The sequence below is a fragment of the Methylobacterium sp. AC433 genome, from assembly GCF_979253015.1.
Map to the genome: position 1 here is coordinate 508,286 of NZ_CEEDBN010000001.1, position 10,291 is coordinate 518,576.

Below are 10,291 nucleotides of genomic sequence, written 5' to 3' on the forward strand. Positions count from 1 at the left end.
GGCGAGCGCCCGAGGTTTCTGCTCGTGGGCGTCCGCGGCGACAGGGACCCGGACGGATGGGTTTGGGCCGGGGCGCCCCTTCGTCGCGTCTGAGGTCGCAACGGCGCGGGACCCGCCGCGGCCGGGGCCGGGCGGATCCACGAGGGCAATCCGTTCGAACGGGATTTACAGGCTCAGGAACGCGTTGGCCGACCCCGCGATGGTGAAAGCGAAGCCGCCGGCGAAGGCACCGATCATGGCGTAGGAGAAGGCTTTCAAGAGCATCGGGTTACCTTTTCTCCTCGATCAGCAGCGGTTTCCGCCGGAGGTCTGGCCGTATTGCTGGACCGGAAAGTTCTGCTGGTTGGCGTTGCCCTCGGCGGCCGAGCTCATCGGACAGCTATTGGGATTCCGAAGGGGTGCGGTGCTGCGCATCTCGATCGATCCGGTGGTTTCGACGTCGTAGGGTGAGAACACGGTGTAGCGGGAGGGGCTGTCATAGGCCATCGCGGACGAGATCGGAGCAAAGCCAAGGACGAGTGCGGTGGCGAGAGCGGCGATACGGGTCTTCATTTTAGCTGACAAGCTCCTTCGCAGTACGAACCAAATATTTTGGTTCATTTATTTCTGTATGACTTTAAGATGGGGTATGAATTTCATCTTTGACGTGTCGATGAACACATGATGAGCCGGATTGAGCCCGAACACGATGATCCATTGCCGAAGTCTTCGACGAGTGTTCTGAATTTCATCCCCTAAAGCTTTGCGCCCAAAGCAGATATACCAGCCTCTGCGGCGTCGATGGGCCGGGCCGCGATCGATCTGTTTCGCCTGACCGAGGCTGCGCCGGCTTGCCGTGGCGTGGCCATGCGCGGAGCGGGACAATCGTCGCGATATGCCGAGCATGGGTGAGGGCGCGACATTCCATGAGGGCCGATCGGCCGGTACGATATGGGGTCCGCCCGATGTCGGCGGTCCGCCGGCTCATCGCGGAGGAGGGGGCCTCCCTCGGAGTGGCTTACGCACCCGCCCGATCGATGGGCTTGACGTCGAGCACGCCGGCCTCGGCACGCGCGCCTGGTGCTCGTCCCGCTCGCATCGCGGTGAACCGGCGCTTGCCGGAGGCGTTGCGTGCCTGAGGATGCGGACGCATCAAGGAGCGGTTCTCCGCGCGGTGCCACCCGGCCGGGATCGGCCGGGGCAGGTCTGAAGCCGAGGCTCGATGGATTGCGAAGCGGTGGCGGCTCGGGTGCTCGAGCTCATGGTCGAGAACACGGAGTTGCGCCTGCAGCTGGCCGAAGCGCAGGAGCAATGCATCGAGATGGCCGTGGATGCCGGAGCGCTCCAGGCGGAGATCGACGCGCTGCGCTACGAGGTCGCGAGCCTGCGGGCGGGACGAACGGACTCGTGTTAACGATACGTTAGCCATACGCGGTGAGCTATTACCGGCTGCTCAAGCGTGCCAGGCACGGGCCGACATCGAAGGCGAAGGAGTTTCCATGCAGCTGATCGTCACAGGCCGACAGAACGACAGCGAAGTATCCTTTCAGCGGTCGTCCCCCGACGACGCCTTGCAGATGGCGCGGGACCTGGAAGCGAGCGGACTGCATGCGGTCAGCATCAGCGACATCACGGGGCGGGCCTATGAGCCCGACGAGTTCGATGCCTGCTTCGTACGGTCATCGGACTGAGCCGTGACGACAGCGCTGCCCGGGACCACCGGGGCGCAATGGCCTGGCGAAACAGTGCACCTCGAGGCCTTCCGGCTCTCTGAGCGAGGGGCCGCCGGGCGGACAAGCTAGTTCGGTCGCGCGACCGACCGTGGCTCGGCCTCGCTCTCGGCGGGTGCGAAGCGTGCGAGGCGGCCCAGGCTCGCTTCGCTGAGGCCACCCGCATTGGCGAAGGTCGTCAGCGCAACGCTGACGAGCATCTCGGCTTCCTCCTTCGACATCTCCGTGCCGTACATGACGCTCGCGACGCCGCGCGTCGCCTGCACCGCCTTGCAGAAGGCCGCATCCGCTCTCAGGTCATCGTGCCGGGTCATCGCACACCCCTGTTTTCGGGGCATTCTCCGGTGGAAGCCCCCAGCCTTGCGATAACCGCCCTCGCCGTGTCGAGAGTTCGGGGCTTCGTTGACGCAGGCCGTCGTCGCGCGAACGAAGGTCGGCACGGTCCGGATCGGTCGGCGCGATGTCCGGTGTCTCTCCTACCGGAGGTGGCGGCCCGCGTGCCGTGGGATCGCCGGGTGCCGTCGCGAGGGCGGTCAGGGGCCGCTCAGGCCACGGTCAGGCGCTTGGTGTTGGCAGCCACATGTTCGCGGTAGCGGGCGATGACGGTCTCGGGCGAACCGCCCATCATCAGGGTTCCGGCCGCCTCCATCGCGGCTTCGATCTTCTCGGCCACCATGGACTGCATCTCGTCCCAGCCCTCGCGGCCGCCCCATGCCAGGCGCACGAGCCGAAGCTCGACGACCTTCTGAGACTCAAGGGCGAGCATCATCGTCGAGAGAAAGGGATTGTACACGGCACACTCCTCGCCGCGGGCAGATGCGGCGAAGGTCAACCTCGCCGTGTCACCGAATGATCCCTGCCGGTACAGGGTCGGGCACTGCGTGAGACGCATGCCGATCGGAACGGAGCGCGGCATATCCGGCGCCACGCGTCGCCGACGCCGCATCCGCGTTCTGTCGCGAAACCGCCGTCGATCCGATCCATGGCGGGGCATCGGTCGCCGTCCCGGTCAGCGGACCGGACGCATTCCGGTCCATCGAGCCCGGATCGGACGTTAACGGTTCGTCAACCGTATTCCATGATCGTTCTGGCGCGGGCAAATGCAGGCCGGTCCGTCACGGGGGACTGTCTATGGACGACATCATGGCAGCACGGGAGGATGCAGGCGGACGTTGGGTCTCCGACGCGCATGTCTGGCACATCGCACCGATCACCCTGGTCCTGAGCGCCGCTCTCTGGACCATCATCAGCCTGGTCGTGGCGCTCTGCCTCAGGATGATCTGAACACCGGCACGGGACCCCGTCCCTGCGCCTCGATCCATGTGCCCCGAGGTTGAGGATATCCGAGTCCCGCACCGCAGGCGGAGCGATCCGACCGCGGCAGACGTGATGGCCGCACACGCATTGCGCCCCGAACCATTTCTCGAACCAACCTTCAGCGTGCGAGCGTGGGGCCGGATGCCTCTGCCGCGGGTGGCAGGATGGCTGCCTCGTGACGCAGTTGCGGGTTGTAGTCGGGCAGCTTGAGTTCCACGGTCAAGGTATCGCCGGGCAGGAGAATGTCCGTATCGATGGCCGGCACCGTCTCCCCCCCGGACGGCGTCCGTCGTGTGATCATGTAGTTCTGGACCGGTCGGGTTCGGCTCCGCTGCAGCAGCAACGGGGCGGACAACTCGGACTCGCTCAGCAGCCGCTGCGTCGTCGCATACTTCGCCGTGACCGTGTCGATCTTGCCTTGAACTTCCCGAAGCTCCGTCGTCACGTCGCCGGCCCGCTTGTTGCGCAACTCCAGCAATCCGATCTCGGTCCTCGAGATTTCCTGGAAACCTTTCATGAGGCTGACGCTCAACTTGATCTTGTCGCTCTCACTCTGGGCGACGGAGCGTTCCATCGCGAGCTGGCGCGAGGTGACGGCGAGGCCCTTGTCGACCAACGTGATCAGGGTCTGAAGCTCGCGCTTGATCAGCGAGATCTGCTTGTCCTCGAGGACCAACTGCTCCTTGAGGGAATCGATCTCCTTTTCGACATGCGCCCGCAACTGAACGAGTGCTGCCGTCTGCGTATCAAAAGCCTCTCGACGGGCCGAGAAGATCGCCTGTTCCTGCCGCAGGGCCGTCGTGAAGGCGCTGTCCGAGCGGTAACGCTCCAGAGACGCGGGCGGCTGGAAGGTCTTGCTGCCGCTGAGCTCGGCCTCCAGGCGCGATCGGCGGATCGACAAGGTCAGCCACTCGACGAACTGAAGGCGCAGGTCGCCTTCCGAGGTGATCATCTCGCGTTCCAGCCGCAGGGGTCCGAGGTCTCGCGACTGCAGCACGCCGCCCGCGATCGCCACCGCCTGAAGGACCGTGAGTCCCGGCCTATAGGGGTAGTCGCCAGACTTCATGACTTGGCCCGTGACGTAGAACGGGCGGTATTGGATGATTTCGACCGAGACGTCGGGCTGACTCTTCAGTCCGAGGTTGCGCTTCAGTTGTTCAGAGATCCTGGCTGACAGCTCGTTGGTTGTCGTCCCATCCGCCTCCAGTTGGCCGACGAGGGGGAGCATGACCGTTCCGCTTGGGCCGACGTTGTACTCGTCGTTCAGCGATTCCCATTCGTAGATTTCATCGCGCGACGGGCGCCACTCGAAGGCCTTGACCCTGATCTTGTCCTGCGGCGCGAGGCGATATTCGTCCGCTGCCGCGGGACACGCCACCACGAACGCGATGGCAGCCAAGAAACATCCGCGCAGGAAAGGGGAGTGAGTGTGCATGGAACCTCTCGCTTGCTCAGGCATCGAAGCGCAGCGGCGACGATTACGGGACGACGGTCTCCATGAGCATCGGACTGCCCGCGAGGAGCCGTTCAAGGGAACACCGTCGCGCGAGCGGTCGTAGGACGCCCCTTCGGAGCTGGCCCGAGACTCTTCGGCCGGCCACCGACACCGGTCCGCCGCGCGTCAGAGCCAGGGCGATCGAGACCTTCGCGGCGCCTGCGTCGGCCTGGGCAGAGCCTGGACCTGCGCCCACCAGGATTTACGCCCATCATGTCGACTCGCTCACGAAATCCCGCAGGCCGCAGGATAGTCGTAAGCCGGTGCGGCGGAACCACCGCTTTTCGGGCGATCGATCGGTCTCGCCCTGTCCGAAAGGCGTAGCATCGTGGCGTTTTCAGTCTCGGGACCCGTCGCGCCGGCTTGTCCAGGCGCGAATGCTCAAGCCCCCGCGACGTGACCTACGGTGTAAAGCCGCTCCAGCCATCGCCGCGTATTTGTGCCCAGTCTTCCAAGACGCCGAGGGGCTGCGAGCCGGAAGCTGTAATCGTTCGGTGCCTTTCAGGGTGCCAAAAGGGGTAGTCGACACAATAGAACGGCGTAGGCCACTCGTCGATCGACGCCCGATCTCATCCGATGATCTGTCCCTACCGCACTTTGCATTCGTGGCGACGTCCGGGAAGGCTGACCACAATGCGGTTCAGGCCATCAAACCGGAAGAGCCCGTTCCGAATGTCCAGCCAGATTCTCAGCCATCCGGCGGCCCTCGCGACCCTGGCCGCCTCCGCCGCTCCGTCGTTCTCGGTTGTTCCGAAGCCGGAGACCTGGGACGCCGGTGTTGAGACCCGGCAGGTGTCCGACCTATCGGTGGCCGTCGTGCATGACTGGTGTCCATCGTTCCGCGGAGGCGAGCGGGTGCTGTCTGCCCTCTGCCGCATCTTTCCGAAGAACGATGTCTATACGCTGTTCGATTTCCTGGAGGATTCCGTCAAGGACGAATTCTTTCCGAATAAAACGTTCTACACGTCTCCGGCCAACAGCCTGCCGTTCATCAAGAAATACTATCGATCCCTGTTCTTTGCGTGTCCGTTCCTGATCGAGCAATTCGACGTGACGGGCTACGACGCCGTGATCTCGTCCTCCGCGGCGTTTGCCCGTGGGGTCATCACCCATCCCGACCAGCCGCATCTCTGCTACGTGCACAGCCCGGCGCGCTACGCATGGGACGAGCAGTTCTCCTACCTGAACGAGGCGAAGCTGGGGTTCGGGCCGAAGGGGCTGCTCTACCGCATGATGCTCCATCATCTGCGGACCTGGGATACCCGCACGGCGCACGGGCCGGACATGATGCTCGCGAATTCGGAGTTCGTCAGGCGGCGCATTCGTCAAGTCTACGGTCGCGATGCGCGGGTCGTTCATCCGCCCGTCGATCTGAACGAATCGGTCTACGGGCGGGAGAAGGACGACTACTACGTCACCGCGTCCTTTCTCGCGCCGTACAAGCGCACGGATCTCGTCGTGGAAGCCTTCCGGGCGATGCCGCACAGGCGCCTCGTCGTGGTGGGCGAAGGTCAGCAGTCCAAGAAGCTGCGCGCCATGTCCGCACCCAACATCACCTATACGGGATATCTGCCGCGGCAGGATTACCTCGAAACCGTCGCGCGCGCGAAGGCGCTCATCTTCGCCGGATGCGAGGATTTCGGGATCGCGCTCGCCGAGGCTCAGGCATCCGGCACGCCCGTCATCGCGTTCGCGCGGGGGGGAGCCGTCGACATCGTGCGGCCTCTCGGCAAGGACCGGCAACCCACGGGAATTCTCTTCCGGGAGCAGACCACGGGAGACATCCAGGCCGCGGTCGAACATTTCGACGATCGCAGACATGAGATCCGGGCCGAGAACTGCCGCCTGAACGCGCAGCGCTTCTCCGTTCAGCGCTTCGATGCGGAGATCGCCGCAGCCTTCGCCGACGTGCTGGAGCAACGAGCCTCCGTCTGAGCTCCTTCGGCCGCGCCCGGATCGTGTCCGGGCGGTGCATTCGAAGCTGAGCGCTCAGGCGTGGGGCGCGGTCCGAGGAACTCTCGTTCAAGGTCGTGGAGACCTGGTGCGCAGCGGACGCATCGGCCCCGCGCGAAGCGGTGGTGCCGAGCGAGGGGACGGGCCATCGCGAACTGCTGGACGACATCACCCGCGGGGGCGGGTCGTCTGGAGGGATGCTCGACAGGAAGTGATTGCGATCGTGCCGGGTGCACCGTCCGTGATCATCGGCGGGGACCGGTAGGGCGTGCTGCGCTCACCATCCGGCATCAAGAGGTGCCGGCCGCCGATCCGAGCGGATCGACGGCATCTCCGTGGCGAACGACGGAGTTCTGCGTGCCGCTTCGGCCGACCGCCCACCAGCGGCACGAGCTATCCCCGACACGCCCCTACGATGCGGCGTCCCCGGGAGCGGTGTACGGAACAGTCCTGCGTCGGCGATGCTCCCAACCGGACACCGCCACGCAGACCCTGGGGTCACATGGCATGGACGTCGCGGTTCCATTCCGACGGGACGTGTGGCCGCGCGTCGTGGCGGAACGCGTTGATGAGGACTGCAACCTCGGTCCGGTTCTTTGCTTTGAGCTTGCGCATGATGTTGCGAACGTGAACCTTGACGGTGCTTTCCTGCATGCTGAGTTCGTAGGCGATCACCTTGTTTGCCTTGCCGCTGCGAAGCGCATCGAGGACGGCCGCTTGGCGGTGGGTGAAGATCGCGTCGCCGACATGCAGTGCCAGGGACGGCGGCTTCACGGGAGTCCGGGCGGCGACGAGGCTGTGAGCCGGCACGTAAGTTCCGCCGGCCTTGACGAGGCGGATGGCCTCGACGGCCACGCGGATCGGAAGGTTCAGGGGAACGTAGCCACGGACACCCTTTCCGAGCATCTCCAGGATGCACTCGATGTTGTCCTGCTCGGCGAGCACCATGATCGGCAACGGGTTTCCAGCTTTCGCCAGGATATCGAAGTCCGAGAGCACGTCCTGGCGGCTGCGTCCCCCGCCCGAAAGCATGAGGACCACCGCGGATTTCCCGGCTCCGCTGGACATCCAGTCCTCAACCGTCGCGTGAGCCGAGACCTTAAAGGTTGAGAACGATTCGACACCTTTGACGAAGCATTCGCGAATGAAATGTCTGGGTTCGATGAGAATGATCGTCCCGTCGACCGCGACGTTGTTGATCTCTATAGTCGTCTCACTGTCGCAGTTGTCTTGAGTCTGTACCGCCGCTTTCTGAATGGTCGAGCGCGATCCATTAAGGACGTACATGACTCAAAGTCCCTCTGTTGTTCATCACATTTATCAAGTTCGTAGTTTTCCGACGTTTCGGCTTTTTGAGCGCCAACGGGGATCTTAATACTTCATTAACTTCTTAGGCGAAAGTGGCCGCCCCTACCACTTTGGGGTTACGTGGACCGAATCGACTGTTGTCTCAGAATCCGGGCGGGCGGAGGCGGGGCGATCTTCTCGGGATCGGCTTTTCGCGACTCGCGCATCACATGCCCTTGATTGGCGCTGATCTCGGGACGGGAGATCGTTGCTGCTCTCTCTTCTCTCGCCGATCATGTTGGACGGACAGCCGGCGAGTCCTGTCCGAACGAAGTGGCAAGGATCCTGTGGATGGCTTGCGCTCAGGCTCGGATCCAGGCCTGGCCGATCATGCCCGCTCTCAATTCACCCGTCTGATGCGGGACCTTGAAACGGCGGCCTGGAATGTCCCACTGGTTCAGCTTCTCATAGCCGAGACCTTCGCGAACCTGCGTGAGGTAACCTTCCGTCACCACCCGGTGCGGCATGCGCTCACGGTCGAAGGATTCGAGCGTGTAGAAATCCTGGTCCGAGACCGAGACCTTGTTGATGATGATCATCCGAGGGGCGGTGCGCATGTCCGCGACGATCTGATCGACAAATCTGTCCGAATACTGCAACGAGCCCGAGCACAGGAGGACATCGCAGTCCGCCGCGGTGTCGAGGCTCTCGTGGTAGCTCAGGCCTGCGTCGTCCGGCCGTATCCTGCGCCGCCCCTCTCGGCAGATCGCGGGGACGTCCACGACCTGCCACGCGATGCCGGGCGGAAGCGGCATGGCATTCCGATAGGCGTGATACTTGACGCCGACATGTCCGCCGAAATCGGTGACGACCCTGAGCTGCCGCTCCTGATGGAACCTTTGAAGAAAGAACATCACCGGCCAGTCGAAGGGGTGTACGGCCTGGAAGGTTTCAAGGTTGATGGTCACGACACGATCGCTGTCGTACGTCGCTCGCTTCGGCTTCGACAGAAAATTCTCAGCGGCGGAGCGGCTCGGAAAGCAACCCCAATAGGCGCCGTAGCCGATTCGAAAGCGGGTATTCAGGAATGCGGATTGGCGGACCTGCTTCAACCCGGGCGTCGACCAGATGCTCATGCGAAGATGACTTTCGTTCCGGGCGGAGCGGATCCCGATCTCGCCCTCTGACCATGACAGCTCTGCCCGTGCGCCGGCGGAAGTCGATCCGTCCTTCGCGTGAAGTGCGGTACGCCATTCGGGGCAATCCGCGGGGTCGCGAGGGGCCGTTCGTCGCGCGAGCCGATGGGGCCGGTTCCTCGGCTCGACCAGAGAGAGGGGAGCCAAGAATCTCCCTCCACGTCGCCTTGGCCGCGCGCGGGTGATCTCCGGCCGCCGGCTTCGACGGCGGCTGTCGGGCTAGCGCGAGCAGGTATCCGTCCGTTTTCGGGAGCCGTCGGCCATCACCCGCTTCGCTGCGGTGAAGGCGGCCTTGGTCCCGCCCAGCGCCCACTTGCCGTTGCCGGTCTTCGTCAGGCGCATCAGGCCCATGTAAGCCTCGTCGCCGGGCGCCCAGTACGCTTCGTCCAGCAGTTCGTAGATGAACGCGCCCTCGATTCGATAGGTCTGCGCGAGATCGAGAAACCGGCGCATCTGACACTGGAGGCCGCTCGCCTGCCCGTCCTCGCCGTCGCGTTTGCTGCCGTAGGCGTGATTGAATTCGGTTACCCAGACAGGCCGTCCGTAGGTTGCCAGGACCTTCAAGGCCGGTTCGGGATCGCCGTCGTAGTGATGCCAGACGGAGATCTCCCACGGGATGCCGTCCCGCTTCAGGCGCTCGAAGATGCCCACGTGCCCCCAGCCGGCCGACCCGATCGCGCGGACGGCCTCCGGATCGGCAGAGCGCGCGCCTTCGGAGAGACCGCGCAGCACGGCCGCAACCTTGAGGTAGCGCGGTCCATAGTACTCGAGCGGTTCCCACCCGCCGGCGGGACCCCATTCGCAGGGATATTGCGTTCCGTCGTCGCGACGCTCGCAAGGCTGGATGATCGCGTGGTTCTCGAGTTCGTTGCCGAGCTCCCAGACCGGGATGTCGTGGCCGAACCGTCGCACGAATGCTTCGGCGAATTCGAAGCTCTTCCGGTAGAGATCCTGCTCGGTCTCCGCCGAGAGGGAGACGGGCGGAATCAGAACGGGAAGGATCGCGATCGAGCGCCGTTTCGCGGCCGCGATGAGCGCTGCGAGCTGATCGGCCTTGTCGAGGCTCGTCACGTCGACCCGGTACGACTTGGCACCCAGGTCGTTCAGGATCACTAGCTGCTCATCGAACGTCACGCCGGGATAGGAGACGAGCGGATGCCCGTTGACCCCCCAGAGAATCTCGGCGTGAAGACTCGAAGTCAGGAGGAAGAGATTCAAGACTGAATGTGCCGCAGTCCGACGGATGGATCTCATGAATGACATCACGGCCCGAACTTTCGGATCAATCTGACGTTGTGAACTTGGACATTATCCAGTTTTCGGCACAGTCATTC

At 63.9% G+C, this 10,291-nt stretch carries 11 protein-coding genes; 4 read left to right on the forward strand and 7 right to left on the reverse strand.

Going from position 1 to position 10,291, the window contains the following annotated elements:
* Positions 1–285: 285 nt before the first annotated feature.
* Positions 286–552 (reverse strand): hypothetical protein, encoded by a 267-nt coding sequence (locus tag AC0IWM_RS02485; protein ID WP_471752907.1) that lies wholly within the window; start codon positions 550–552, stop codon positions 286–288.
* A 649-nt stretch (positions 553–1,201) separates the two neighbouring features.
* Between AC0IWM_RS02485 and AC0IWM_RS02490 the strand changes: the two genes are divergently transcribed.
* Positions 1,202–1,393, forward strand: a complete 192-nt coding sequence (locus AC0IWM_RS02490; protein WP_471752908.1) for a hypothetical protein — start codon at positions 1,202–1,204, stop codon at positions 1,391–1,393.
* Between the two features lie 85 nt (positions 1,394–1,478).
* Positions 1,479–1,670, forward strand: a complete 192-nt coding sequence (locus AC0IWM_RS02495) for a hypothetical protein (RefSeq protein WP_471752909.1) — start codon at positions 1,479–1,481, stop codon at positions 1,668–1,670.
* Between the two features lie 107 nt (positions 1,671–1,777).
* Here AC0IWM_RS02495 and AC0IWM_RS02500 read toward each other — a convergent pair whose 3' ends face one another.
* Both AC0IWM_RS02500 and AC0IWM_RS02505 read right to left on the reverse strand, forming a co-directional pair.
* Entirely contained in the window at positions 1,778–2,023 is a 246-nt protein-coding gene (locus AC0IWM_RS02500) for a hypothetical protein (RefSeq protein WP_471752910.1), read from the reverse strand.
* Between the two features lie 230 nt (positions 2,024–2,253).
* Positions 2,254–2,502, reverse strand: coding sequence for a hypothetical protein (locus tag AC0IWM_RS02505; protein ID WP_471752911.1), 249 nt, complete (start codon positions 2,500–2,502; stop codon positions 2,254–2,256).
* Positions 2,503–2,852: 350 nt separating this feature from the next.
* Here AC0IWM_RS02505 and AC0IWM_RS02510 point away from each other — a divergent pair, with 350 nt between their 5' ends.
* On the forward strand, positions 2,853–2,993 hold the full coding sequence (locus AC0IWM_RS02510; RefSeq protein WP_471752912.1) for a hypothetical protein: 141 nt from the start codon (positions 2,853–2,855) through the stop codon (positions 2,991–2,993).
* A 151-nt stretch (positions 2,994–3,144) separates the two neighbouring features.
* Here AC0IWM_RS02510 and AC0IWM_RS02515 read toward each other — a convergent pair whose 3' ends face one another.
* Complete coding sequence (locus AC0IWM_RS02515) at positions 3,145–4,425, reverse strand: polysaccharide biosynthesis/export family protein (RefSeq protein ID WP_471752913.1); 1,281 nt, start codon at positions 4,423–4,425, stop codon at positions 3,145–3,147.
* Between the two features lie 768 nt (positions 4,426–5,193).
* Here AC0IWM_RS02515 and AC0IWM_RS02520 point away from each other — a divergent pair.
* Positions 5,194–6,456 carry a glycosyltransferase gene (locus AC0IWM_RS02520; protein WP_471752914.1) on the forward strand — a complete coding sequence of 421 codons (1,263 nt, stop codon included), beginning with the start codon at positions 5,194–5,196 and terminating at the stop codon, positions 6,454–6,456.
* Positions 6,457–6,972: 516 nt separating this feature from the next.
* Here the strand turns inward: AC0IWM_RS02520 and AC0IWM_RS02525 are convergent.
* The 3 genes from AC0IWM_RS02525 to AC0IWM_RS02535 form a co-directional block, all read right to left on the reverse strand.
* Complete coding sequence (locus AC0IWM_RS02525) at positions 6,973–7,761, reverse strand: response regulator transcription factor (RefSeq protein WP_471752915.1); 789 nt, start codon at positions 7,759–7,761, stop codon at positions 6,973–6,975.
* Between the two features lie 362 nt (positions 7,762–8,123).
* Complete coding sequence (locus AC0IWM_RS02530; RefSeq protein ID WP_471752916.1) at positions 8,124–8,897, reverse strand: methyltransferase, TIGR04325 family; 774 nt, start codon at positions 8,895–8,897, stop codon at positions 8,124–8,126.
* A 279-nt stretch (positions 8,898–9,176) separates the two neighbouring features.
* On the reverse strand, positions 9,177–10,175 hold the full coding sequence (locus AC0IWM_RS02535) for a hypothetical protein (RefSeq protein ID WP_471752917.1): 999 nt from the start codon (positions 10,173–10,175) through the stop codon (positions 9,177–9,179).
* Between the last annotated feature and the right edge of the window lie 116 nt (positions 10,176–10,291).

Excerpts from the sequence above, each read along its gene's own strand:
- AC0IWM_RS02485 (WP_471752907.1), bottom strand. The coding sequence starts at position 552 with ATGAAGACCCGTATCGCCGCTCTCGCCACCGCACTCGTCCTTGGCTTT.
- AC0IWM_RS02490 (WP_471752908.1), top strand. The coding sequence starts at position 1,202 with ATGGATTGCGAAGCGGTGGCGGCTCGGGTGCTCGAGCTCATGGTCGAG.
- AC0IWM_RS02495 (WP_471752909.1), top strand. The coding sequence starts at position 1,479 with ATGCAGCTGATCGTCACAGGCCGACAGAACGACAGCGAAGTATCCTTT.
- AC0IWM_RS02500 (WP_471752910.1), bottom strand. The coding sequence starts at position 2,023 with ATGACCCGGCACGATGACCTGAGAGCGGATGCGGCCTTCTGCAAGGCG.
- AC0IWM_RS02510 (WP_471752912.1), top strand. The coding sequence starts at position 2,853 with ATGGCAGCACGGGAGGATGCAGGCGGACGTTGGGTCTCCGACGCGCAT.
- AC0IWM_RS02520 (WP_471752914.1), top strand. The coding sequence starts at position 5,194 with ATGTCCAGCCAGATTCTCAGCCATCCGGCGGCCCTCGCGACCCTGGCC.
- AC0IWM_RS02525 (WP_471752915.1), bottom strand. The coding sequence starts at position 7,761 with ATGTACGTCCTTAATGGATCGCGCTCGACCATTCAGAAAGCGGCGGTA.
- AC0IWM_RS02530 (WP_471752916.1), bottom strand. The coding sequence starts at position 8,897 with ATGAGCATCTGGTCGACGCCCGGGTTGAAGCAGGTCCGCCAATCCGCA.